20 protein-coding genes are annotated in these 24,052 nt (G+C 67.6%); 17 read left to right on the top strand and 3 right to left on the bottom strand.

Translation table 11 applies throughout. The features are described from left to right. Positions 1-38: 38 nt before the first annotated feature. Genes nuoE through ACWZHB_RS11115 form a run of 13 tightly spaced genes read left to right on the top strand, consistent with a single transcriptional unit; the run spans position 39 to position 15,150 of the window. On the top strand, positions 39-755 hold the full coding sequence (nuoE, locus tag ACWZHB_RS11175) for an NADH-quinone oxidoreductase subunit NuoE (RefSeq protein WP_427907863.1): 717 nt from the start codon (positions 39-41) through the stop codon (positions 753-755). Continuing rightward, positions 752-2,074 carry an NADH-quinone oxidoreductase subunit NuoF gene (gene nuoF / locus ACWZHB_RS11170; protein ID WP_427907862.1) on the top strand — a complete coding sequence of 441 codons (1,323 nt, stop codon included), beginning with the start codon at positions 752-754 and terminating at the stop codon, positions 2,072-2,074. The genes nuoE and nuoF overlap by 4 nt, the downstream gene beginning before the upstream one ends. Next, complete coding sequence (locus ACWZHB_RS11165) at positions 2,071-4,530, top strand: NADH-quinone oxidoreductase subunit G (protein WP_427907861.1); 2,460 nt, start codon at positions 2,071-2,073, stop codon at positions 4,528-4,530. The genes nuoF and ACWZHB_RS11165 overlap by 4 nt, the downstream gene beginning before the upstream one ends. Further along, positions 4,523-6,313: an NADH-quinone oxidoreductase subunit NuoH gene (nuoH, locus tag ACWZHB_RS11160; RefSeq protein ID WP_427907860.1), complete on the top strand. Its 1,791-nt coding sequence runs from the start codon at positions 4,523-4,525 to the stop codon at positions 6,311-6,313. The genes ACWZHB_RS11165 and nuoH overlap by 8 nt, the downstream gene beginning before the upstream one ends. Next, positions 6,310-7,131 carry an NADH-quinone oxidoreductase subunit J gene (locus ACWZHB_RS11155; protein ID WP_427907859.1) on the top strand — a complete coding sequence of 274 codons (822 nt, stop codon included), beginning with the start codon at positions 6,310-6,312 and terminating at the stop codon, positions 7,129-7,131. Before nuoH ends, ACWZHB_RS11155 begins: the two co-directional genes overlap by 4 nt. Then, a complete protein-coding gene (nuoK, locus tag ACWZHB_RS11150) occupies positions 7,128-7,427 on the top strand; it encodes an NADH-quinone oxidoreductase subunit NuoK (RefSeq protein WP_056819797.1) in 300 nt (99 codons plus the stop codon). Before ACWZHB_RS11155 ends, nuoK begins: the two co-directional genes overlap by 4 nt. 1 nt (position 7,428) lies before the next feature. Next, complete coding sequence (gene nuoL, locus ACWZHB_RS11145; protein ID WP_427907858.1) at positions 7,429-9,315, top strand: NADH-quinone oxidoreductase subunit L; 1,887 nt, start codon at positions 7,429-7,431, stop codon at positions 9,313-9,315. After that, positions 9,312-10,934 (top strand): NADH-quinone oxidoreductase subunit M, encoded by a 1,623-nt coding sequence (locus tag ACWZHB_RS11140; protein WP_427907857.1) that lies wholly within the window; start codon positions 9,312-9,314, stop codon positions 10,932-10,934. The genes nuoL and ACWZHB_RS11140 overlap by 4 nt, the downstream gene beginning before the upstream one ends. Then, entirely contained in the window at positions 10,931-12,553 is a 1,623-nt protein-coding gene (nuoN, locus tag ACWZHB_RS11135; RefSeq protein WP_427907856.1) for an NADH-quinone oxidoreductase subunit NuoN, read from the top strand. Before ACWZHB_RS11140 ends, nuoN begins: the two co-directional genes overlap by 4 nt. Then, entirely contained in the window at positions 12,553-13,191 is a 639-nt protein-coding gene (locus ACWZHB_RS11130) for a class I SAM-dependent methyltransferase (protein ID WP_427907855.1), read from the top strand. Before nuoN ends, ACWZHB_RS11130 begins: the two co-directional genes overlap by 1 nt. After that, positions 13,188-14,072, top strand: coding sequence for an SMP-30/gluconolactonase/LRE family protein (locus ACWZHB_RS11125; protein WP_427907854.1), 885 nt, complete (start codon positions 13,188-13,190; stop codon positions 14,070-14,072). Before ACWZHB_RS11130 ends, ACWZHB_RS11125 begins: the two co-directional genes overlap by 4 nt. After that, on the top strand, positions 14,063-14,233 hold the full coding sequence (locus tag ACWZHB_RS11120; protein ID WP_427907853.1) for a hypothetical protein: 171 nt from the start codon (positions 14,063-14,065) through the stop codon (positions 14,231-14,233). The genes ACWZHB_RS11125 and ACWZHB_RS11120 overlap by 10 nt, the downstream gene beginning before the upstream one ends. A 29-nt stretch (positions 14,234-14,262) precedes the next feature. Then, the gene (locus ACWZHB_RS11115) at positions 14,263-15,150 is read left to right on the top strand and encodes an NAD(P)-dependent oxidoreductase (protein ID WP_427907852.1); all 888 of its coding nucleotides are present in this window, start codon (positions 14,263-14,265) and stop codon (positions 15,148-15,150) included. An 81-nt stretch (positions 15,151-15,231) separates the two neighbouring features. On the opposite strand, the gene ACWZHB_RS11110 is transcribed toward ACWZHB_RS11115, so the two are convergent. After that, a complete protein-coding gene (locus ACWZHB_RS11110) occupies positions 15,232-15,831 on the bottom strand; it encodes a TetR/AcrR family transcriptional regulator (RefSeq protein ID WP_427907851.1) in 600 nt (199 codons plus the stop codon). 65 nt (positions 15,832-15,896) lie between these two features. On the opposite strand from ACWZHB_RS11110, the gene ACWZHB_RS11105 reads away from it, so the two are divergent. After that, positions 15,897-16,883: a saccharopine dehydrogenase family protein gene (locus tag ACWZHB_RS11105; RefSeq protein WP_427907850.1), complete on the top strand. Its 987-nt coding sequence runs from the start codon at positions 15,897-15,899 to the stop codon at positions 16,881-16,883. Between the two features lie 116 nt (positions 16,884-16,999). Then, on the top strand, positions 17,000-20,254 hold the full coding sequence (locus ACWZHB_RS11100) for a hypothetical protein (protein WP_427907849.1): 3,255 nt from the start codon (positions 17,000-17,002) through the stop codon (positions 20,252-20,254). Between the two features lie 28 nt (positions 20,255-20,282). Here the strand turns inward: ACWZHB_RS11100 and ACWZHB_RS11095 are convergent, their stop codons facing one another. After that, positions 20,283-20,921 carry a PadR family transcriptional regulator gene (locus ACWZHB_RS11095; RefSeq protein WP_427907848.1) on the bottom strand — a complete coding sequence of 213 codons (639 nt, stop codon included), beginning with the start codon at positions 20,919-20,921 and terminating at the stop codon, positions 20,283-20,285. A gap of 163 nt (positions 20,922-21,084) precedes the next feature. Between ACWZHB_RS11095 and ACWZHB_RS11090 the strand changes: the two genes are divergently transcribed. Further along, complete coding sequence (locus ACWZHB_RS11090; protein ID WP_427907847.1) at positions 21,085-22,020, top strand: ATP-binding cassette domain-containing protein; 936 nt, start codon at positions 21,085-21,087, stop codon at positions 22,018-22,020. Then, a complete protein-coding gene (locus ACWZHB_RS11085; RefSeq protein ID WP_427907846.1) occupies positions 22,017-22,823 on the top strand; it encodes an ABC transporter permease in 807 nt (268 codons plus the stop codon). Before ACWZHB_RS11090 ends, ACWZHB_RS11085 begins: the two co-directional genes overlap by 4 nt. 44 nt (positions 22,824-22,867) lie before the next feature. Here ACWZHB_RS11085 and ACWZHB_RS11080 read toward each other — a convergent pair whose 3' ends face one another. Further along, on the bottom strand, positions 22,868-23,998 hold the full coding sequence (locus ACWZHB_RS11080; protein ID WP_427907845.1) for an epoxide hydrolase family protein: 1,131 nt from the start codon (positions 23,996-23,998) through the stop codon (positions 22,868-22,870). Positions 23,999-24,052 lie beyond the last annotated feature (54 nt).

Below are 24,052 nucleotides of genomic sequence, written 5' to 3'. Positions count from 1 at the left end.
CGTCCGGGCACTGACCTCACAGTGGGAGGTGTGGACCGATGAGTAGCGAAACCCCCACCAGCACACCGATTCTCCTGAGCCTCAGTACTCGTCCCGAACCGTATCCGCCGCACGTGCGCGAACGCCTCGAGCTGGACGCGAAGGAGATCATCACCCGCTATCCCCACCCCCGCTCCGCGCTTCTTCCGCTGCTGCACCTGGTGCAAGCCGAGGAAGGTTATGTGACCGGCACCGGCATCGACTTCTGCGCCGATCACCTGAACCTCACCGGCGCCGAGGTGACCGCGGTCGCCACCTTCTATTCGATGTACCGGCGCACCCCCACCGGCGACTACCACGTCGGGGTGTGCACCAACACCCTGTGCGCGGTCCTCGGCGGCGACGCCATCTATGAAGCGCTGCAACGACATCTGAACCTCGAGCACGGCCAAACCACCCCCGACGGTGCCATCACCCTCGAACACATCGAATGCAACGCCGCCTGCGACTACGCCCCGGTGATGATGGTGAACTGGGAATTCTTCGACAACCAGACCCCCGACTCGGCGGTCGCGATCGCCGACGCACTGCAGGCGGGCCACCAGGTCCGCCCGACCCGCGGCGCACCACTGTGCACGTTCCGCGAGACGGCCCGCATCCTCGCCGGCTTCCCCGACGAACGCCCCGGCGCTCTCGAAGGCGCACCCGGCGCTCCCACTCTGGCAGGGCTTGAATCCGCCGCGGCAGAAGACGAGTCGAACGGGGGATCACGATGACGACCCTCACCCCGGTCCTCAGCGAACACTGGGCCACCCCGCACTCCTGGACCCTGGACAGCTACCGCGCGACCGGCGGCTACGACGGACTCCGGGCCGCCCTGCGGCAAACCCCGGACGAAGTAATCCACACCGTCAAGGACGCGGGCCTGCGCGGCCGCGGCGGCGCAGGCTTCCCCACCGGCATGAAGTGGTCGTTCATCCCGCAGGGCCCCGGCCCCGACGGCGCGACGAAACCGCACTACCTCGTCGTCAACGCCGACGAATCCGAACCCGGCACCTGCAAAGACATCCCGTTGATGCTGGCCACCCCGCACACCCTCGTCGAAGGCATCGTGATCGCCGCGTACGCGATCCGCGCCGCGACCGCGTTCATCTACGTCCGCGGCGAAGTAGTTCCGGTACTGCGCAGACTCCAAGCCGCCGTCGCGGAGGCATACAACGCGGGCCTGCTCGGCCGCGACATCCTCGGCTCGGGTTTCGACCTCGACCTCATCGTGCACGCAGGCGCGGGCGCCTACATCTGCGGCGAGGAAACCGCCCTGCTCGACTCGCTCGAAGGCAGAAGGGGCCAGCCTCGACTGCGCCCACCGTTCCCCGCCGTCGCAGGCCTCTACGCCTGCCCCACGGTCGTGAACAATGTGGAATCCATCGCCAGCGTGCCCTCGATCCTGCGCAACGGCACCGAATGGTTCCGCTCGATGGGTAGCGAGAAGTCCCCCGGCTTCACCCTGTACTCCCTGTCCGGACACGTCGCCCGCCCCGGCCAGTACGAGGCACCGCTCGGCATCACCTTGCGTGAGCTGCTCGGTTACGCGGGCGGCGTTCGAGCCGGACACACCCTCAAGTTCTGGACCCCCGGCGGCTCCTCGACTCCGATGTTCACCGACGAACACCTCGACGTCGCCCTCGACTACGAAGGCGTCGCCGCCGCCGGATCCATGTTGGGCACCAAGGCCTTACAGATCTTCGACGACACCACCTGCGTGGTGCGCGCGGTCCTGCGCTGGACCGAGTTCTACGCCCACGAATCGTGCGGAAAATGCACACCGTGCCGCGAAGGCACCTACTGGCTCGTGCAGTTGCTGCGCCGGCTCGAAGCCGGCCATGGCACCGAAGCTGACCTGGACAAGCTCGCCGACATCGCCGACAACATCAACGGCAAATCGTTCTGCGCGCTCGGCGACGGCGCGGCCAGCCCGATCTTCTCCTCGCTGAAGTACTTCCGCGACGAATACCTCGCCCATCAGCGGCTCGGCGGTTGCCCGTTCGACCCGGCCGCCGCGACCGTGTGGGCACCAGGAAAAGAGGACCGATGACGGCCATAGCCCCAGGGAACAGCAGCGGTGTGGTGCCCACCGACATGGTGAGCGTCACCATCGACGACACCACCATCGAAGTCCCCGTCGGCACCTTGGTGATCCGCGCCGCCGAACTGATCGGCGTGCAGATCCCCCGCTTCTGCGACCACCCCCTGCTCGACCCGGTCGGCGCGTGTCGTCAGTGCATCGTCGAAGTCGAAGGACAGCGAAAGCCGGTCGCCTCCTGCACGATCCCCGTCACCGACGGCATGGTCGTGCGCACCCAGATCAGTTCCCCGGTCGCCGAAAAGGCTCAGCGCGGCGTGATGGAGCTGCTGCTCATCAACCATCCCCTGGATTGCCCCGTCTGCGACAAGGGCGGCGAATGCCCGCTGCAGAACCAGGCGATGTCCACCGGCAGCGCCGAATCCCGGTTCGAAGGCGAAAAACGGACGTACCCGAAGCCGATCCCGCTGTCCACGGCGGTGCTGCTGGACCGGGAGCGCTGCGTGCTGTGCGCCCGCTGCACCCGGTTCTCCCAGCAGATCGCCGGTGACCCGTTCATCGAACTGATGGATCGCGGTGCGTTGCAACAGGTCGGTATCGCTCAGGCCGAACCCCTCGACTCCTATTTCTCCGGCAACACCGTGCAGATCTGTCCCGTCGGCGCTCTCACCGGCACCTCGTATCGCTTCCGCGCCCGACCGTTCGACCTGGTCTCCACACCGAGTGTCTGCGAGCACTGCGCCTCCGGATGCGCACAGCGCACCGATCATCGTCGCGGAAAAGTGTTGCGCCGCTTGGCCGGTGACGACCCCCAGGTCAACGAGGAATGGAACTGCGACAAGGGCCGCTGGGCGTTCGCCTACGCCACCGAACGCGACCGCCTCACCACCCCGATGGTGCGGGGCTGGGACGGCGTTCTCGCCCCGGCCTCCTGGCCCGAAGCCCTCACCGCCGCCGCCGCGGGCCTGAGCGCCGCGATCGGCAACGCCGGCGTGCTCGTCGGCGGCCGCGTCACCGAGGAAGAGGCCTACGCGTACAGCAAGTTCGCGCGAATGGTCCTGGCTACCAACGACATCGACTTCCGCAGCCGGGTGCATTCGGAAGAGGAAGAACGCTTCCTCGCCGCCCGCGTCGCCGGACGTGGCCTGCAGGTCGATTTCGCCGCACTCGATCGAGCCCCCACCGTGCTGCTGGTCGGGTTCGAGCCGGAAGAGGAATCGCCCATCGTCTACCTGCGGCTGCGCAAGGCCGCACGCACCCGCGGGCAACGAGTGGTGTCGCTGGCCCCGTTCGCCTCCCGCGGTCTCGAACGCATGTCGGGCACACTGATCCAAACCCCGCCCTGCGGCGAAGCCGATGTCATCACCTCGATCATGGCCGAAACATCCGCCGATGCCGGCGAACTCGTGACAATGCTGGCGACCCCCGGCGCGGTCATCATGGCCGGCGAACGCCTCGCGGGCAGCCCCGGTGCGCTGTCGGCCGTGACCCGCCTGGCCGACACCACCGGTGCCGCGCTGGCTTGGGTGCCTCGTCGCGCGGGCGAGCGTGGCGCGTTGGAAGCGGGCGCACTGCCCGGTCTGTTGCCCGGCGGCAGGCCGGTAGTGGATCCCGCTGCGCGCCAACAGGTTCGGCACCGGTGGCAGTCCGGAGAACTTCCGGTCACCGTGGGCCGCGATGCCACCGCGATCCTGTCGAACGCCGCCCAGCTGGGTGCGCTCGTCATCGGCGGCGTCGACCCGGCCGACATGGCCGATCCGGCCGCCGCACTGGCCGCCATCGACGCGGCACGGTTCGTCGTCAGCCTCGAGATGCGGCACAGCGCCGTCACCGAACGCGCCGACGTCGTCTTCCCGGTGGCGACCGCGATGGAGAAGTCCGGCACCTTCCGCACCTGGGAAGGCCGCCCGCGGCCCTTCACCGCGGCCTCACTCGACACCACCCGCCGGGTCGCCGCCCCGCTGTCGGACCTGCGGGTACTGCACTCGCTGGCCGGGCAGATGGGCGTCCCGATCAACCTGCCCGATACCGCGGCCGCCCGCACCGAACTCGACGGACTCGGCACCTGGACCGGCGAACCCATCCCGGCTCCGGAGCTGACCAGCCAGACCCGCCCCGCACCCGGCCCGGGAACGGCCGTGCTCGCCGGGTGGCGAATGCTGCTGGATGCCGGCCGGATGCAAGACGGTGAACCCAATCTCGCCGGCGTCGCCCGCCCGCCGGTCGCGCGGTTGTCGGCCGCGACAGCCGCCGAGATCGAAGCCGACGACGCCGATCACATCATCGTCTCCACCGCCCGCGGTGAGATCTCGGTGCCGCTGATGATCACGGACCTGCCCGACCGGGTGGTGTGGCTGCCGCTGCACTCGCCCGGGTCGACGGTCGCCGCCGAACTCGGTGTGACACCCGGTGCCGTGGTGCGCCTGCGTCGCGCCGACGACAGGATGAAGGAACACCGTCATGAGTGATCGAGTGCTATTCCTCGCGGCCGAGGGCGGACCTGTTTTCGGCACCGACCCGCTGTGGCTGGTCGTGGTCAAAGCGCTGGGCGTGTTCGTCTACCTGATGCTGGTGCCGTTGATCGCGGTCTACGCCGAGCGCAAAGTCGTCGCGTGGATGCAGATGCGAATCGGTCCCAACCGGATCGGCCCTGGCGGCATGCTCCAATCGATCGCCGACGGCGTGAAGATGGCGCTCAAGGAAGACATCATCCCGGCGATCGTGGACAAGCCGATCTTCGTGCTCGCCCCGATCATCTCGGTGATCCCGGCGTTCATGGCGTTCGCGGTGATCCCGATGGGCACGGAGGTGTCGATCTTCGGCACGCGCACCGCGTTGCAACTCACCGATATGCCCGTCGCCGTGCTCTACATCCTCGCCATCACCTCCATCGGCGTGTACGGCATCGTGCTGGCAGGCTGGTCCTCGGGTTCGACATATCCGCTGCTCGGTGGCCTGCGCTCGACCGCGCAGGTGATCTCCTACGAGATCGCGATGGCGCTGACCTTCGCCACGGTATTCCTGCTGTCGGGAACCATGGCGACCTCCGAGATCGTGAGCGCGCAGGAGGGGACCTGGTATGTCTTCCTGCTGTTGCCCTCGTTCCTGATCTATTGCGTGGCGATGGTCGGCGAAACCAATCGCGCGCCCTTCGACCTGCCCGAAGCCGAAGGTGAGCTGGTCGGCGGTTTTCACACCGAGTACTCGTCGCTGAAGTTCGCGATGTTCATGCTCGCCGAATACGTCAACATGGCAACGGTTTCCGCGCTGGCGACCACCCTGTTCCTCGGCGGCTGGCGGGCACCGTTCCCGATCAGTCTGTGGGAGGGCGCCAACTCCGGGTGGTGGCCGCTGCTGTGGTTCACCCTCAAGGTGTGGACGTTCCTGTTCGTGTTCGTCTGGCTGCGCGGCACCCTGCCGCGCTTGCGCTACGACCAGTTCATGAACCTCGGCTGGAAACTGCTCATCCCCACCTCGCTGGTGTGGGTGATGATCGTCGCCGCCGCCCGCGTGCTCGACCTCGAAGGCCTCCCCGGCCAGAACCTGATCCTGGTCGGTGTGGGTCTGGTGATCACCGCGGCGATGATCGCGATGTTCCTGCGCGCGGGCCGCAGCCAGGGACTGCCGCCGTTGCCGCCGCAAGAGCCCGCGACATCGTCGGTGTTTCTCGGCTTCCCGGTCCCGCCGATGCCGGCTCGGCCCGCGAACGCCGAGCCCGAGTTCGGGTTGTTCGACCCGCTCGCCGGTTTCGCGGTCACCGCGGCCACCATGTTCAAAAGGCCCAACACCGAGTCCTACCCCGAGGAGAAGGTGCCGACCGCGCCGCGCTATCACGGTCGCCACCAGCTCAACCGCTACGACGACGGTCTCGAGAAGTGCATCGGCTGCGAACTGTGCGCGTGGGCGTGCCCGGCCGACGCGATCTTCGTCGAAGGCGCCGACAACACCGAGGAGGAACGCTTCTCCCCCGGTGAACGGTACGGCCGCGTCTATCAGATCAACTACCTGCGCTGCATCGGCTGTGGCCTGTGCATCGAGGCCTGCCCGACGCGCGCGCTGACGATGACCAACGACTACGAGCTCACCGACGACAACCGCGCCGACCTCATCTACGAGAAGGACCAGCTGCTGGCCCCGCTGCAGCCCGGTATGACGCCTGCCCCGCACCCGATGGCACCGGGCACCGACGCGGCCGACTACTACCTGGGCCGGGTCGGTCCCGCACCGTCGGATCAGGAGGTACTGCGATGACCACCGCACACGTTCTCGCCGCCGAAGTCGCGAACACCTCCACCGGTGAAGGGGTGCTGTTCTGGGTACTCGCCCCGATCGCGGTGCTCGGCGCACTGGGCATGGTGACCGCGGCCAAGGCCGTGCACTCGGCACTGTGCCTGGCCTCGACCATGATCTCGCTCGCCGTGTTCTATATCGCCCAGGGCGCACTGTTCCTCGGCGTCGTGCAGATCGTGGTGTACACGGGCGCGGTGATGATGTTGTTCCTGTTCGTGCTGATGCTGGTGGGCGTCGACTCCGCGGAATCGCTGCGGGAGACGTTGCGCGGGCAGCGCATCGCCGCCGCGATCGTCGGGGTCGGATTCGGGTTGCTGTTCATCGGCGGCATCGGCGCGGCCCTGCGCGACAGCGGAACCAGCTTCCCCGGCCGCGGCTTCGGCGACCGTGACGTGATCGCCGAACTCGCCGAGCTGATCTTCCTGCGCTACGTGTGGGCCTTCGAACTCACCGGCGCACTGCTGATCACCGCCACGATCGGTGCGATGGTGCTGGCCCACCGCGAACAGTTCACCCCGAAACGCGGGCAGCGGGAAATGTCGCGCGATCGCTTCCGCAATGCCGGCGAACGGGCCACTCCGCTACCGACACCGGGTGTCTACGCGCGGCACAACGCTGTCGACAGTCCCGCCCAACTCCCCGACGGCTCTTTCGCCGAACTCTCGGTGAGCACGATCCTGCGTCACCGCCGCAACCGCGCCCACACCGAAGCCGCTGTGCTCTCGGTCGGCGCGGTCCGCGACGACAACCCGACGGCCGACGAGGAAGGCAAGCGGTGAACCCCCAGAACTACCTGTTCCTGTCTGCGCTGCTGTTCACCATCGGCGCCGCGGGAGTGTTGTTGCGCCGCAACGCGATCGTGGTCTTCATGTGTGTGGAGCTGATGCTCAACGCGGTGAATCTGGCGTTCGTGACCTTCGCCCGGTTGCACGACAACCTCGACGGGCAGGTGATCGCGTTCTTCACCATGGTGGTCGCCGCCGCCGAGGTCGTCGTCGGCCTTGCCATCATCATGACGATCTTCCGTGCCCGCCGGTCGACCTCGGTCGACGACGCCAACCTGCTGAAGTTCTGACATGGGTACCGCAACGCTGTGGCTGCTGCCCGCACTCCCGCTCGCAGGCGCGATCGTCCTGCTCCTGTTCGGCCACCGCACCGATCGTTGGGGCCACTACCTCGGCACCGCGACCGCAGTGGCCTCGTTCGTCGTCGCCCTTGTCGCGTTCGTCGGCATGCTCGGCCGCGCCGACGCCGACCGTGCCGTGCACGAAGAACTGTTCAACTGGGTGCCCGTCGGTGATCTACAGGTCGGATTCAGCCTGCAGCTCGACCAGCTCTCGATCTGCTTCGCCCTGCTCATCACCGGTGTCGGGTCGCTGATCCACCTCTATTCGATCGGCTACATGAGCCACGATCCGGGCAAGCGCCGGTTCTTCGGCTACCTCAATCTGTTCCTCGCCGCGATGCTCGTGCTGGTCCTCGCCGACAACTTCCTCGTGCTGTACCTGGGCTGGGAAGGCGTGGGCCTTGCGTCCTATCTGCTGATCGGCTTCTGGTACGAAAAGCCCTCCGCCGCAACGGCAGCCAAGAAGGCCTTCGTCGTGAACCGGGTCGGCGACATGGGCCTGGCCATCGCGATGATGGTCATGTTCGCGACCTTCGGCTCCTTCGACTTCCAGACCGTCTTCGCGGCGAGCCCCGGCGCGAGCGAAGGCACACTCACCGCGATCGGTCTGCTGCTGTTGCTGGCCGCCTGCGGCAAATCCGCCCAGGTGCCACTGCAGTCGTGGCTCGGCGACGCGATGGAAGGCCCGACTCCGGTCTCGGCGCTCATCCACGCCGCCACCATGGTCACCGCCGGTGTGTACCTGATCGCCCGCTCCAACCCGATCTACGACCTCGCGCCGAACGCACGCACGGCGGTGATCGCCGTCGGTGCGGTGACCTTGCTGTTCGGCGCCATCATCGGCTGCGCCAAGGACGACATCAAGAAAGCACTCGCGGCCTCGACGATGAGCCAGATCGGGTACATGATCCTGGCCGTCGGCCTCGGCCCCGCCGGCTACGCGTTCGCGATCATGCACCTGCTCACCCACGGCTTCTTCAAAGCCGGCCTGTTTCTCGGTGCCGGTTCGGTGATGCACGCGATGGACGACGAAACCGACATGCGCCGCTACGGCGGCCTGCGCACGCTGATGCCGATCACCTTCATCACCTTCGGTCTCGGCTATCTCGCCATCATCGGAGTGCCGCCGTTCTCCGGGTTCTTCTCCAAGGACAAGATCATCGAGGCGGCCTTCGACCACGGTGGATCCATCGGGATCCTGCTCGGCGTGGTCACTCTCGTCGGTGCCGCACTCACCGCGTTCTACATGACCCGCGTCATGCTGATGACCTTCTTCGGCGAGCGCCGTTGGAAGCCCGACACCCACCCGCACGAGTCACCCACGGTGATGACCGGGCCGATGATCCTGCTCGCGTTCGGATCGGTCTTCGCCGGCGGGGTGTTCGTGTGGGGTTCGTCGCTGGTGAACTGGCTCGAACCCGTCGTCGGCTCCCATCACGCGGAGCCCGTGGTGCCCGCCGCGGTGGTCACCGCACTGGCGTTGACCGCCGTCGCGATCGGTGTGGCCATCGCCTACCGCAAGTACGCCGAAGCCCAGATCCCCGAGGTCGCACCGGAGCAGGTCAGCGTGCTCACCGATGCCGCGCGTGACGACCTCTACGGCGACAAGATCAACGAAGCCGTCTTCGAGCGGCCCGGCCGCCACCTCACCAGAGCACTGGTGTTCCTCGACGCGAAGGGCGTCGACGGGATCGTCAACGGAACCGCCGCCTCGATCGGCGGGCTGTCGGCGCGAATCCGCAAGGTGCAGACCGGTTTCGTGCGTTCCTACGCCCTGTCCATGTTCACCGGCGCGGCCCTGGTGGCCGCTGCCCTTCTCGCGGTGAGGTTCTGGTGAACTCGTTTCCCTGGCTGACGACACTCTGGCTCGCCCCCGCGATCGGGGCGGGCGTGGTGCTCGTCCTGCCCGCCGCCCGCCGGACGGTGGCGCGTGGCGTGGCGTTCGCGACGTCGATCGGTGTCCTCGCACTGGCGGTCGTCCTGACGGTACGGTTCCAGCCCGGCGGCGCGCAGTACCAATTCGTCGAATCCCACGAATGGATCCCGGCATTCGGTGTCGGCTACACCCTCGGTCTCGACGGCATCGCCACCGCGTTGGTCCTGCTGACAGCAGTGCTCGTGCCGCTGCTGATCCTGGCAGGCTGGAACGACGACACCGCCACCGGCGAGGGACCCAAGACCATCCACATCTACATGGCGTTGATGCTGCTGGTCGAGTCGATGGTGCTGATCTCGTTCCTCGCCCTCGACATCCTGCTGTTCTATGTGTTCTTCGAAGCGATGCTGATCCCGATGTATTTCCTCATCGGCGGTTTCGGCACCCGCACCACCGACGCCGCGATCCGCGCCCAACGCTCACGCGCGGCCGTGAAGTTCTTGCTCTACAACCTGTTCGGCGGGCTGATCATGCTCGCCGCGGTGATCGGGTTGTACGTGCTGACCGCCCAGGCAGGCCTCGGCGAGGGTTCGGCGGGCACCTTCGATCTGCGGGTCGTGGTCGCCGCGGCCAACAACGGTGAACTCGGCGGCAGCACAGCCGTTCTCAACGCACTGTTCCTCGGCTTCATGTTCGCCTTCGCGGTCAAAGCGCCACTGTGGCCACTGCACACCTGGTTGCCCGACGCAGCGGTCTCGGCCACCCCGTCCAGCGCGGTGCTCATGATGGCGGTCGTCGACAAGGTCGGCACCTTCGGCATGCTGCGCTACTGCGTGCTGCTGTTCCCCCTCGCCTCGGACACCTTCGCGCCCTTGGTGATCACACTGGCCGTGATCGGCATCGTCTACGGTGCGCTGCTCGCGATCGGCCAAACCGATGTGATGCGACTGATCGCCTACACCTCGATCTCGCACTTCGGGTTCATCATCCTCGGCATCTTCGCGATGACGAGCCAGTCGCAGTCCGGTGCGACCCTGTACATGGTCAATCACGGATTGTCCACGGCCGCACTGTTTCTCATCGCCGGATTCCTCGTCTCCCGCCGCGGTACCAGGATGATCGCCGAGTACGGCGGCGTGCAGAAGGTCGCGCCCGTGCTGGCAGGCACGTTCTTGATCGCAGGCCTGGCCACTCTCTCGCTGCCCGGTCTGGCGCCGTTCATCAGCGAATTCCTGGTCCTGGTCGGCACCTTCCCCAAATACCAGGCGGCGGCGGTGATCGCGACCGGTGCGCTGGTGCTGGCCGCGATCTACGTGCTGTGGCTGTATCAGCGGTTGATGACCGGTCCGCTGAAGAAGGGCAACGAGCATCTGCGTGACCTGGTGCCGCGTGAGCTGGCCGTGGTGGTGCCGCTGCTGGTCGCGCTGCTGGTGCTCGGCTTCTATCCGAAACCGATCCTGGATCTGGTGGATCCCGCAGTGGGGCACACCCTCTCGACGATCGGTAAGCACGACCCCGCCCCAACGGTCCCGGCCCCCGAAGCAGGTGCGGCCACCCCGCCCGCAGGCGGCCACAAATGAGGACGGACTCCGTGACCATCACCGAGCTCGCGGCCATCGCGCCCGCACCGAGCATCGAATACCACCTGCTCGCCCCGATGCTGATCGTGTTCGCGGTCGGCGTGGTGGGTGTGCTCGTCGAAGCGTTCGTGCCGCGGCCCTACCGGTACCTGACACAGTTGGTGCTCGGGTTGGCCGGCGTGGTGGGCGCATTGGTCGCCGTCGTGTTGCTCGCCGGGTCCGAGGGCACGGCGGTGGTCGGCGCGGTGGCCATCGACGGGGTCACCCTGTTTCTGCAGGGCACGATCCTGTTGGTCGCGTTGCTGGGTCTGCTGCTGATCGCCGAGCGCGGTGCGGTGCCGCGGGCGCGCAGCGGTCCAGGGACGTGGAGCCGGGCGGCCGCCGCGCTGGATCGTGGGGTCGACGCGTTCACCCCGCAGGCTTCCGCAGTGCCCGGCAGCGCGCACGAACTCGCCGCGGTGCGCTCGGGTGTCTCGACCACCGAGGTGTTCCCGCTGACGATGATCGCGGTCGGTGGTCTGCTGCTGTTCCCCGCGTCCAATGATCTGCTGACGATGTTCGTCGCGCTCGAAGTGCTGTCGCTGCCGCTGTATCTGCTGTGCGGGCTGGCTCGCCGCAGGCGGTTGCTCTCGCAAGAGGCGGCGATGAAGTACTTCCTGCTCGGTGCGTTCTCGTCGGCGTTCTTCCTCTACGGCATTGCCCTGCTGTACGGGCAGACCGGCACGGTGTCACTGCCGGGAATCGGTGCGGCACTGGACAAGCAGCCCGAGAACGCCACCCTCGGTCTGCTCGGCATCGGGATGCTCGCCGTCGGTCTGCTGTTCAAGATCGGTGCCGTGCCATTCCAAGCCTGGGTGCCCGACGTCTACCAGGGCGCGCCGACACCGATCACCGCTTTTATGGCCGCGGCCACCAAGATCGCCGCCGTCGGCGCGACCATGCGGGTGCTGATGGTGGGAGTCGGCGCGCTGAGCTCTGATTGGCGTCCGGTGCTCGCCGCGGTCGCCGTCGCGACGATGGTCGTCGGCGCGATCATGGCGATCACGCAAACCGACGTGAAGCGCATGCTCGCCTACTCGTCGATCGCCCACGCCGGGTTCCTGCTCGTCGGCATCGCCGCCGCCGACACGGCCGGTGTCGCCGCCGTGCTCTTCTATCTGCTGGCCTACGGCCTCGGCACGGTCGGCGCGTTCGCGGTGGTCAGTCTAGTCCGTGACTCCTCCGGTGACGAAGCGACCGCGCTGTCCCAATGGGCGGGCCTCGGCCGCCGATCCCCCTGGCTCGCTTCGGCTTTCGCCCTGTTGCTGCTTTCCTTCGCCGGTCTGCCGCTCACCAGCGGGTTCGTCAGCAAGTTCGCCGTCTTCGCGGCCGCCTCCGGTTCGGGTTACACCGCGTTGGTGATCGTCGGTGTCCTCTGCAGCGCCATCGCCGCCTTCTTCTACGTCCGCGTGATCGTCCTGATGTTCTTCACCGACCCCCCGGCCGACGCGCCCATCGTGACCGCCCCCTTCGCGACCACCCTGGTCGTGGCGTTCAGCGCTGGTGCCACCGTTCTGCTCGGCCTGTTCCCCCAACCGATCCTCGACCTCGCCGACCGCTCCGCGGAATTCATCCGCTGATGTCGTCGATTCCCCAACCCGACTCGCGCCCACCGACCAGCCACGAACGCCACGTCGGCCAACCGTGGAACGCCTCCTACCTCGACGGCCCCGCACCTTGGGACATCGGCGCCCCGCAGCCCGCTGTCGTGCGGCTGGCCGAAGCGGGTGGGTTCCGCGGACCGGTCCTCGACGTCGGCTGCGGCACCGGCGACAACGCGCTGTTCATCGCCGCCCGCGGGCTACCGGTGCTCGGTGTCGACGTAGCCGAGGCAGCGCTGGCCACAGCCCGGCGAACCGCCGACGACCGCGGGATCGACGCCGGCTTCGCGATGGCCGACGCTCTGCACCTGCAGCGTCTGTATCGCCGCTTCGAAACAGTCCTCGACTGCGGCCTGTTCCACACCTTCGACGTCACCGAACGAACCGAGTACGTGGCGAGTCTGGCCTCGGTCACCGACTCCGGCGGCACCCTGTACGTGCTGTGCTTCAGCGACACCGGCCCCACCATCGGCCCGCACCCGGTCACCACGCAAGCCCTCACCGCGCCCTTCACCGGCAATCCCGCCTGGCGCGTCGCCACCATCATCCCGGAGCACCTGCGAACACGATTCGCCGACACGACCTCCGCCTGGCGCGCGACGATCGAGCGACTGTGAACGGCGGGCTCGGGAACTCCAGCAACGGGGTCACGGTGCTCCCGCCCCCGCGGCTGCTCGCGGACGGGCTGATCATGGTCGAATCCGGACGCTGGCACGACGGCCGGTTGTGGTTCGCCCACTGGGGCAGCGGCGACGTGGTCGCCGTCGACCTCGACGGGCAGACCGAAGTGGTCGCGCCCGGCCGCGACACCATGGGGTGGTCGATCGACTGGCTGCCGGATGGCCGGCTTCTGGTCTCCGGGCAAGAGCTGACCCGAGTGGAACCGGATGGATCGACCGTGCGGCACAGCGCTCAGGGCGGCAACGAGATCGTTGTCGACGCGGCCGCTCATGTCTATGTCAACGGCGCTGATTTCGACTTCGTCGGCGGCGGCGCACCCGAACCTGGCTGGATCCGTCTGGTCGCCCCCGACGGATCCACCCGCGACGTCGCGGGTGACATCGAGTTCCCCAACGGAATGGTGATCACCCCCGACGGCTCGACGTTGGTGGTTGCGGAATCCTTCGCCGGACGGCTCTCCGCGTTCGACATCCAGGACGACGGCTCGTTGTCGGGCCGACGTACCTGGGCCGAAGGGCTGGGACCGGACGGAATCTGCGTCGACGCCGCCGGAGGCATCTGGAGTCAAACTGCTGATATGCCCGATCCCGACGACGCGAGCGCCCCCGCGGGAGCAGTGGTTCGGGTACTCGATGGTGGCAAGATCACCCATAGTGTCGAGACCGACCTCCCGTGTTTCTCCTGCGCGCTCGGCGGGCCGGAAGGCCGGCATCTGTTCCTCTTGTGCAACGAGTTCGAGGGGATCGACCGACTCGAAGCAGTGCTGTCTCGCCGGAGCGCGCGGATCTACGTCACCGAGGTGCCGAGTTGGACCTGACCGAGCGTCCATCAACGTCCGACCGCAGATCAGTCCCCTCCCGTCTCGGCACCCTGGCGATCGTGCTCGGTGTGGCCGTTGCGATTCCGGTGCTCGCGACCCTGGCCTTCGCCGCCATCGGCCACCCCGAGTGCGACCCGCGCTTTCGGGCCTTGACCTGAAGAGTGGTTGAGCTCCTAATGTCCGTTTCATGAGTGGACACGAGAACGCACAAGCAAAGGCAGTCGCGGTTCTGGGGTTGGGTGAGATGGGGTCGGCACTGGCCACCGCCCTTCTGGACGGCGGTCATCGCGTCACCGTGTGGAACCGGTCGCAAGACAAGGCACATCCGTTGGTGGCCAAGGGCGCACGGTTGGCCGCGACGCCGACGGAGGCCGTGGGCACAGCCGAGGTGGTGATAGTCAATGTCAAAGGTGGCGCTGTCGCGGCGGACCTGTTGCGTGCGTCGGGGCCGGAGTTGACGGGACGAACGGTAGTCGACCTGACCGACGGCTCATCCGAACAGTCCAGAGCCACCGGGCAATTGGTGACCGAGCTCGGCGCGGACTACCTCCACGGCCAGATCATGACCATCGCCCCGGCGATCGGCTCACCGGACGCGGTGGTGTTCTACGGCGGCGCGCGCATCGCGTTCGACCGATACGAACCCCTGCTCCGAACCGTCGGTGGCCGCGCCACCTTCGTCTCTCCCGACCCCGCCGTGCCCGTGCTGTACGGCATGGCTGTCCACGACATCATGTGGGGTCTGCTGAACGGATTCCTCCACGCCTCAGCACTTCTCGGCAAAGCCGGCCTCCAGATCGGCGAGTTCGCTCAGCAGGCCGAACCGTCTCTGGCGGCGCTGTCGTCACTGTTCCCGATGCTCGCGAAAGAGATCGACAGCACCGAATTCGCCACCCCCTACGGCGCCCTCCAACATCACCTCCCCTCCCTCGACGACTTGCTCTCCGAAAGCAGCGCCCGCGGAATCGATACCGACCTCCCCGCCTACACCAGAAACCTCGTCGCCACCGCCATCACAGCAGGCCACGGCCACGACAGCTACTCCCGGCTGGTCGAACACTTCAGCCGTAAATAACCACCTCGTGGAGGGGCGCCGAGTACCGCCCCTCCACTTCCCCAGCGCCCGGTCCGGGCCCGACGGGAGAGCCGCTGAGAATCAGCCGGGACCCCCGATACCGCCCACGATCAGGTCGGTCAGGGCCGAGATCGCTTCCTCGGCAGACGTCGAGCCCAGGTTCAGTTCCGCGGCCAGCGTTTCGGCCGCACCTAACACGCCGACACAGCGCAGGCGAAGTGCTGCGGCGGTGAGGGGCGAGAACGGCAGCAGCGTGACCGCCATCCAGTCCCGGTAGCTGTCGAGCATGTCGTGCTGGATTGCCTGGACATCCGGATTGCCCTTCAGGGCAGCGGAAATGGCATCGAACTCCGGCATTTCGGTCGCGCAGGCGAAGTAGGCGGCGCTCATGACCCGGGCGATTTCCTCGACGCTGGGGGTGGCGTCGCGGACGGCCTGTTCCGACGCGAGGCGGTGGCGTTCGTCGAGTTGCCGGTACAGCGCCAGCAGCAGGTCGGGTCGGGTGCCGAAGTGGTCGTAGACGATCGGCCTGCTCACCCCTGCGGCCTCAGCGAGGGTGGCGAGCGTCAGGCCGTCGGTGCCGTGCTCGCGCACCAAGGTCAGGGCGGTGTCGAGCAATTGCTCGCGTCTGGCGGGCTTGGCCAGCCTGCCCGATCGTGCGGTCATCTTCCCTTGCGCCATGGCCCCAGTTTAGCTACAAAGAGTAAGTTACAAACTGTAGCTTTATTGCGGGAACGGAGTTCACCATGGACCGATCAGTACTGATACTCGGCGGATCGGGGCAGGCGGGGTCGGACACCGCCGCCCTGCTGCGCCTCTGGTATCCGACCTTGCCGTTGACCATCGCGGGCCGTGACCTCGACCGCGCGCAGCGGGTCGCCGACGAACTCGGCACCGCCACAGCGGTGACGATCGATCTGTCGCGCCGCGATCTCGGCCTCGCCGAAACGAACCACTCCGCGGTAATCGCCACACTGTGGGACGACCGGCTCAACGGCCTGCACTACGCACAAGATCACGGACTGCCGTACCTCAGCATCTCCAGCGGTCTGCTCGACATCGGCCCGGAAATCGTTGCCGGTGCGCAAAGATCCAGTGCGGCACCAGTTCTGGTAGCCAGCCACCTGATGGCGGGGATTGCCGTTCTCGCCACGCTGGATTCCGTGCGCGAGTTCGCGAGGGTCGACACGGTCCGGGTCGGCGTCGCGCTAGATGACACCGACACCGGCGGACCAGCCGGGATCGCCGATCTGGAGCGGTGGTCCGCCGTCACGTCGGCAGGACTGGTGCGTCGCGACGGCGTCTTCACCTGGCTCGCCGAAGCCGACGCCCAAGCCGATGTGTCCACCGTCGACGGCACCGCCTTGCCCGGTCAGAGCATCCCGGTCCTCGATGTGCCGAGCCTGGCCCTCGCGACCGGGGCACCGAATGTCCGGGTCGACTTCGCGGTCGGCGAGACGCCGAGCAGGCGACGCGGCGAACCCGCCTCGATCGACATCAGGATCGACCTCGACGGCACCGACCAAGCGGGCAATCCAGTCAGTCGCACGCACCACGTCGTCCACCCGGACGGGCAACGGCCACTGACCGCTCTCGGCATCGCCCTCGGCGCAGAACGACTCCTCGGCCTCAACGGCACCCGGCCGACGCCCGGCATCCACACGCCGGAATCGCTGATCGATCCCGCCTACGCGATGCGGCGGATGCGCGAAGCGGGCGCGAGCCTCGGGTAGCGATCTCCCCGAGTCCGGCGCTGTCGAAGTACGCCGAGCAGGAACTGTCGGACCCGGCAGATACGGTGGCCGACATGAAGGGTACGGGGAGAGCCTTGTTGGACGACGTTGCGGGAATGTCCATCCCGCGGCGGATGCGGACGTTGGCGATGGCGGCTCGACGCTCGGCCGGCAGTGCCGAGCTGGCGCGCCTGCTCGGCGAGATCGCCGCGGAGGGGCGATCCGGGCAGCGGACCGCGAACTATCTGGCTGTCGTCGGCGAAGAGCGCGGTTACCTGCTGTCGCAACTCGATTCGACGGATCAGGAGATCGCGGGCACGGCGCTGTCGGGGCTGATCCGCCTCGGCGTCGATCCCGCGGTGGTCGTCGACAGATTGCCGGACGCCGCGCAGCGAACCAGGAGGCGCATCCGCCGCGCGCTCGCACGCGCGGATCGTCCGGAGATCGCCGACGCGCTGGTTCCCGCGCTGCAGATATCGTTCGGGGACGTGGAGGCGGCGCGTGTGTTGCCGTCGTGTTCGGCGGCTGTCGTGGCCGAATGGCTGCCGTCGCTGGCGTACGCGGTGCCGAGCTGGACTACCTTGTCCAACAAGCACATCGATGTGGTCTTCGATTTCGTCGAGACGCGGTCGCGGGGAGCGGGCCGCGCCGAGTGGCGGGAACTCTGGGCATCGCTGACCGCCAGCCCGGTCACCGCAGGCGAATACGCCCCTGATCGATTGCTCGCATTGGCCGCGGTGGCCGTCGAGTTCGTGCCGGTGACAGCATTGAATCCGGTCGCGGGAAAACTGGCGCGCCACGACCCCGGGGCGATGCTGCGGCTGATGCTGCATCCCAGTGGGAACGGCCGCGCGCTGGCAGGCCCGGCGTTGTGGCGGGCGATGCGGTCGCTGCCCGACGACGAACTGCGCCAGCTCTACCTCGCCGCCCGCCCGAAACTCGAGATCCTGCGGGCTGTTCCGCCGTCGCGGCGCCACGCGATCGCGGGGGCAGACCTCGCGCGCCCAGGATCGGCGCCGGCCGCGGTCGACCTCGCTCTGCTCGACACGATTCCCGGTCCGGCCCGTGCGCAGATCGCCCGCGAACTCCTGTCGCGCCCCGGCGGCACGGACCTTCCCGACGTCACCGACCGTCTCACCGCACGACTCACCTGGGCCGAAGCGAAACCGGCACTCACAGAGGCGATCCGGCGCCCCACGGCCGACGAGCGCGCCATCGCCTACCCGCAACTCGTCACGGCGGCAGTGGGTAGCCGCGATCCGTTGGTCATCACCGAGCTGTTGTCCCTGATGACGCGGTTGCGCAACGAACAGGATCCGGTCCGCACCAGCGCACTGCACGCGGTCGCAGCCATCCCGATGTCGCTGCTCGTCACCGACCACCTGCCCGGTCTGGAACAACTCGCCACCGACGCACTGCAAGCGCGCGACCGCTCGTGGAACACGTCGAACACGGTCGCGACACTCGCCCGCACCCTGCTGCTACACGGCGGCACCACGTCCGAGGTGGCGTTCACCGCGACCGCACTCCGGATCATGGGCATGCTCGCCGAACTGTCGATCGAGCCGAATCTGTCGGGGCTGCACCGCAATCTGCCCCGCGGCGCCGAACAGCAGATTCTCGCGACGCTGCTCCCCCGGCTCGAGTCCGACGCGGATCGTGACCGCTGGGACCTGTGTCTGAGCTTGGCCGACGGACTCGGTCACCGCGCCTTCGACCTGCCCGCGCTGCAACGGCTGATCGTGCGTGCCTGCTTCGCGTCCTCGGATTCGACTGTCCGCCAGGCTGTTCGGCTCGCACTCGCCGCACCGGCCACCCGCGACGCCCACCTCGACGAACTCCTCGCCCGCGATCGTTCCCTGATCACGCTGCCGCTGGTGCAATCGCTGATCGGCGACCGTCGCACCGACCTGCTCGATGCCCTGCTGAACACCAAGACGCCGGGCCGGTTCCTGTCGGCGAAGGTGGTGTTCGTGCCGATGTGGGTCACCGGATTCCACCGGTGGTCACCGCGGCACGTCGACCGTTACGCGCGTCTGCTGTACGACTACGCGCGCGGCCGCAAGACCACCCCGTATGAGCGAGCCTCGGCGATCCGCCAACTCGGTCGTCTGCCGGGCAGTTTCGCGCGGCTGATGTGGTTTGTCGACAACGGCGAGCTCGTCGACATCGAGGCCGCGCTCACCGCGCTCGGTACCAGCGACGAGCCCGAAGCGGCCATCGGCGTGCTCGCGCGGCATGTGGGTGACGATCGCGCTCGGGTCGCGGTCAGCAGTATCGCGACCTGTGCCAAGTGGATCGCGCCTGCTCGGTTGTCGGGAACCGTTGCGCCGCTGCTGGAGTCACCCAAGGTCACCGCGCGGAAAGAAGGTATCCGGCTCCTCGCGGAGTTGCGTGCTCCCGATGCGTTGCCGATCATCGCAGCGCTGGCCACCGGCCCCGGCGCCCATCGCGATGTGCGCCGCGCGGCCGTGTTCGCCACCAGATTCCTCCTCGACCACGACCCCACGTGGGCGCTGCTCGGCGAAGCGGCGGCCGATCCCGAGGTGGCCGGCGCGATCCTCGACATCCGGCCTGCCATGTTGCCCGTCGCGCAGCGGCAACGGTTCGCGACGCTGGTGCGCGACTTGGCCGCCGATCCCGATCGTCGCTTGGCCACCCCCGCGCTCAACGCACTGGGCTCGTGGCAGCGATGGTGGGCGCCGGGCACCTACGAGGTGATCGTCGACCGGCTCACCGACCTCGAATCGCTCGGCATGTGGACTGCCGCGATGCGCGCAGTGTTGACCGGTGTCCGGGCAGACGGCGACCCGGCGGCCGTGGTCGAGATCGTCCACCGGTTACGCAGCGCCGAGTTCTCCGCCGTCGGCCGGGATCTTCCCGCACACCAACGTCTTTCGCTGCTGCTGCACTTGTACATGACCATTGTGCGCAATCACCCCACGAGCCCGCGGGCGTTTTCCGCACCGGTCGTCGCCGCCTTGGCCGACGACGCGATCTGGCACGACCAGGTCATCGAACTCACCGTGGTGGCGGTGCGCTGGACCGACCCCGACGGTGTCATCGCAACCTTCGACGAGGTCGCCCGCTACGCCACCGGCGCCCTCGTCACTCGCCCCGCTCATCACCTCGGCCAACGCCTCAACGCCGAACTCGACACCACGCCACCGACGACCTTTCACACGATCAGCGCCGAACTCGCCCGCAGCCCAGCAGCTTCCACCGCGCTGGCCGCACTCACCATTGTCAACCGCTGTGCCGGCAAGTTCGGCTGGTCACCTGAGTGGGCTCAGGTGCTGACGGCGTTGCGTGCACACGCCGACCCCGATGTCCGCCGTGCTGCCCATACCGTGTTCATGGCATCGGAGTAGTCCCGGCTCGCGGGCGTCCTCGGGAGCGTCAACGCAGGTCGCCAGGAGCCGGACCGGTCGCGAACGGGTTCGGCTCCCCCTCGGCCAGCACCCCCACGAAGGGGTCCCCCTCGCCCGCGAAAACATAGGCGCCGCTGTCGATCCGCTCGATCAGGCTGTTCGTCCACGCCGCCTCGCTGTCGGCCGAGTGCAGCCACATGTTCATGATCTCGCCGATGTGGCCGAGCTGTTCCGGACCGTCCTCCGGGGTGTAGTACTCGGTCACCGAGCCGCGCCACTGCCCCAGCCGCGCGACGCGCTCCCTGAGCAGTGCGACAGCCTCGTCCCGTGGTAGATCGACCATGAACCCGATACCAGCCGACAGCATGTCCATCTTCTGGTCATAGGAGGTGAGGGCCTGGCGCAGCAGAGCGAGGTACTCCTCGGTGCCCTTGTCGGTGATCTCGTATTCGACCCGCGGCGGACCGCCCACGGTGCTCGGCGCGACCTCATGGGCGACGAGGAGATCTTGCTTCGCCAGTTGCTTGAGCGCGTGGTAGATCGACCCCGGCTTGGCGTTGGACCACTCGTGGGCGCCCCAGAACTCCAGGTCGTTGCGCACCTGGTAGCCGTGTGCCCGGCCGTGTTGACGGACCGCGCCGAGCACCAGCAGCCGAATGGCCGACATGTACGCCTCCTTCTAGGCAACCTTGACTAGAGCATCTCGAAGCTAGCTTAACCAGGTGCCGCGGTGGCAGGCATCCAGCAAGTAATCAAGTTTGACTAAACGGCGAAATGTTCGTACCTTGGTTCTCCTAGTCAAGTTTGATTACTGACTGAAGGAGAGCATTGTGACTGACCACGATCTGGCGATCGTCGTCGAAGGCCTACGAAAGAGGTACGGGGACAAAAATGCCCTCGACGGCCTCGATCTCACGGTCCGCGCCGGGACCGTCCAGGGAATTCTCGGCCCGAACGGCGCAGGCAAGACCACGGCCGTGCGGATCATGTCCACCCTGCTACGCCCCGACGCGGGACGCGTCGAGGTGGCGGGCATCGACGCCATGACCAGGGCAGAGGAGGTGCGCTCGCGCATCGGGCTGCTCGGCCAGCACGCCGCCGTCGACGAGGAGCTCAGCGGCCGCCAGAACCTCGAGATGTTCGGCCGGCTCTACCACCTCGGCGCACGCCGAGCGGGCACCAGAGCCGATGAGCTCCTGCACCGATTCGGGCTCGCGGACACCGGCACCAAGGCCGTCAAGCAGTACAGCGGCGGCATGCGCCGGCGCCTCGACCTCGCGGCTTCGCTCATTTCCCAGCCGCAGGTGCTGTTCCTGGACGAGCCGACGACCGGGCTCGATCCGCGTGGCCGCACGGAGGTGTGGAACGCCGTGCGCTCGCTGGTCGACGGCGGCACGACCGTGCTGCTGACCACCCAGTATCTGGAGGAAGCCGACCAGCTGGCCGACCAGATCGCCGTGATCGACCACGGCAGGGTCATCGCCGAGGGCACGGCCGACCAGCTGAAGTCCAAAACCGGGGGTGACCGCATCGACGTGGTCCTGCACGACACCACGCAACTCGCTCTCGCGGCCTCGCTCCTCCCCGGCGAGGCGGTGGTCGACGAGGACCGGCGGATGGTCAGCGCCACGGTCGCCGACCGGATGGCCGCGCTCACCGAGACCGTGCGGGCACTGGAAACGGCGGGCATCGAGGCGCAGGACATCGCCTTGCGTAGGCCCACGCTCGACGAAGTCTTCCTGCACCTGACGAAGGAGACTGTGTGAGTACGACATTCGACACCCGCTCGACGCTGAGCTGGGCGGCCGCCGATTCCTGGACGATGACCAGACGCGAGCTGGCGCACTGGGCGCGCCAGCCCGTTCAGGTGGTCATCGGGCTGGCGTTCCCGGTGATGATGCTGCTGATGTTCACCTACTTGATCGGTGGTGGACGGGGCGTCGACGGGGACTTCGCGGCATTTCTGGTCCCCGGCATGCTGACCATGACGATGGCCTTCGGTCTCGAGGCGACGATGCTCTCGGTCACCCAAGACCTCGGTAAAGGTGTCATCGACCGGTTCCGCTCGATGCCCATGAACTCCGGTGCCGTGCTGGTCGGACGCAGCGTCGCGGACATGCTGCAATCGGTCGTCGGACTGACGGTGATGATCGCGGTGGGCTACGTGATCGGCTGGCGGTGGCACGGCGGATTCTCCGCGTTCCTCGCCGCGGTGGGACTGCTGTTGCTGCTCCGGTTCGCGATGCTGTGGATCGGCATCTATCTGGCGATGGTCGCGGGCAAACCGGAACTGGTGCAGGCGGTGCAGATCCTGGTCTGGCCGATCACCTTCCTGTCCACCGCCATCGCCTCGCCCGAGTCGATGCCGTCCTGGCTCGGCGCTGTCGTGGAGTGGAACCCGATGTCCGCGACGGCAACCGCGGTGCGCGGCCTGTTCGGCAATCCAGGTGCCGATGGCGACTCCTGGGCCGCGACCCACGCGGAGTTGCTCGCGGTGGCCTGGCCGCTGGCGCTGATCGCGGTGTTCTTCCCGCTGGCGGTGCAGCGCTTCCGCGACCTGAGCAGCTAGTCGAGGTGTGGTGTGCCCCCGGCCGTAGCCGGGGGCACACTCGTCTACCGCACCGTCCGGAAGAACGCCCGCACATCCTCGACCAGCAGGTCAGGCGCTTCCATGGCAGCGAAGTGCCCGCCTCGGTCGAATTCGGTCCAGCGCACGAGGTTGTTCTGCTTCTCGGCGATCCCCCGAATCGTGGTGTCGCCGGGGAAGACCGCGACAGCGGTCGGGACGCCCGAGCTGGGCAGATCAGCTCCCCACTGCTGGGATTCCTTGTACAGGCGCATCGAGGAACCCGCCGTGCCCGTGAACCAGAGGATCGCGATCTCGGCGAGCATGGCGTCGCGGTCGAGGGAATCCTCGGGCAAGGCGGCGGCGGGGTCTTTGTAGGTGTTGACCACGTCGACGATCCAGCCGAGCAGCCCGGCCGGTGAATCAGCGAGGGCGTGGGCCAGGGTGTGGGGGCGGGTGCTGTGCACGCTCGCGTACGCGGAGGTCTCGTTGCTGCTCCAATCCTGGAGTGCGGCAAGCTTTTCCTGATCCTGGGCGGTGTAGCCCGCACCGTCGTCGTTCCAGGCGGGGATGGTGATCGCGGCATTGAGATGCACGCCCGCGACTCGCGCGGTGTCGACGCGACCCAGCTGCGGGGCGATGAACGAACCCGCGTCGCTGCCCTGCGCGCCGTAGCGTTCGTAGCCGAGCTCGCTCATCAGCCGAGCGATCAGCTCGGCGGATCGCTCGGTCGCGGCCTGGCCGGGCTGGTGCGTGGGTCCGGAGAAGCCGAAACCGGGCAGCGTCGGGATGATGACATCGAAGGCGTCGCGCGGGTCGCCGCCGTGCGCGCGCGGATCGGTCAGCGGTCCGATCATCGCGCCGAAGTCGGTGAACGGCCAGCCGTGGACCAGGACCAGCGGCAGCGCGTCGGATTCAGGTGAGCGGACGTGGGTGAAGTGCAGGCGCTGACCGTCGATCTCGGTGACGAACTGTGGGTGCGCGTTGCGTGCGGATTCGGCGGCACGCCAGTCGAACTCGGTTCGCCAGTAGTCGGCGAGGTCGCGCAGATACGAGGTGGGCAGCCCGTAGGTCCAGCCGGTGCCGGGCAGGTCCTGCGCCCAGCGGGTGCGGGCGAGCCGATCGCGCAGGTCGTCGAGGTCGGACTGCGGGATGTCGATCCGGAAGATTTCGCTCATAGGAACAACCCTAGGAACGGCTTAGGTCAGAATCGTTCCTAAGGAAACGGCAGA

It is taken from the genome of Nocardia sp. FBN12 (assembly GCF_054031145.1).
The sequence above is the reverse complement of the archived record's forward strand: the minus strand, read 5'-3'. Positions and strand labels throughout refer to the sequence as shown.

Coding starts and splice junctions, on each gene's coding strand:
- nuoE (WP_427907863.1), top strand. CDS start 39: ATGAGTAGCGAAACCCCCACCAGCACACCGATTCTCCTGAGCCTCAGT.
- nuoF (WP_427907862.1), top strand. CDS start 752: ATGACGACCCTCACCCCGGTCCTCAGCGAACACTGGGCCACCCCGCAC.
- ACWZHB_RS11165 (WP_427907861.1), top strand. CDS start 2,071: ATGACGGCCATAGCCCCAGGGAACAGCAGCGGTGTGGTGCCCACCGAC.
- nuoH (WP_427907860.1), top strand. CDS start 4,523: ATGAGTGATCGAGTGCTATTCCTCGCGGCCGAGGGCGGACCTGTTTTC.
- ACWZHB_RS11155 (WP_427907859.1), top strand. CDS start 6,310: ATGACCACCGCACACGTTCTCGCCGCCGAAGTCGCGAACACCTCCACC.
- nuoL (WP_427907858.1), top strand. CDS start 7,429: ATGGGTACCGCAACGCTGTGGCTGCTGCCCGCACTCCCGCTCGCAGGC.
- nuoN (WP_427907856.1), top strand. CDS start 10,931: ATGAGGACGGACTCCGTGACCATCACCGAGCTCGCGGCCATCGCGCCC.
- ACWZHB_RS11130 (WP_427907855.1), top strand. CDS start 12,553: ATGTCGTCGATTCCCCAACCCGACTCGCGCCCACCGACCAGCCACGAA.
- ACWZHB_RS11115 (WP_427907852.1), top strand. CDS start 14,263: ATGAGTGGACACGAGAACGCACAAGCAAAGGCAGTCGCGGTTCTGGGG.
- ACWZHB_RS11110 (WP_427907851.1), bottom strand. CDS start 15,831: ATGGCGCAAGGGAAGATGACCGCACGATCGGGCAGGCTGGCCAAGCCC.
- ACWZHB_RS11105 (WP_427907850.1), top strand. CDS start 15,897: ATGGACCGATCAGTACTGATACTCGGCGGATCGGGGCAGGCGGGGTCG.
- ACWZHB_RS11100 (WP_427907849.1), top strand. CDS start 17,000: ATGTCCATCCCGCGGCGGATGCGGACGTTGGCGATGGCGGCTCGACGC.
- ACWZHB_RS11095 (WP_427907848.1), bottom strand. CDS start 20,921: ATGTCGGCCATTCGGCTGCTGGTGCTCGGCGCGGTCCGTCAACACGGC.
- ACWZHB_RS11080 (WP_427907845.1), bottom strand. CDS start 23,998: ATGAGCGAAATCTTCCGGATCGACATCCCGCAGTCCGACCTCGACGAC.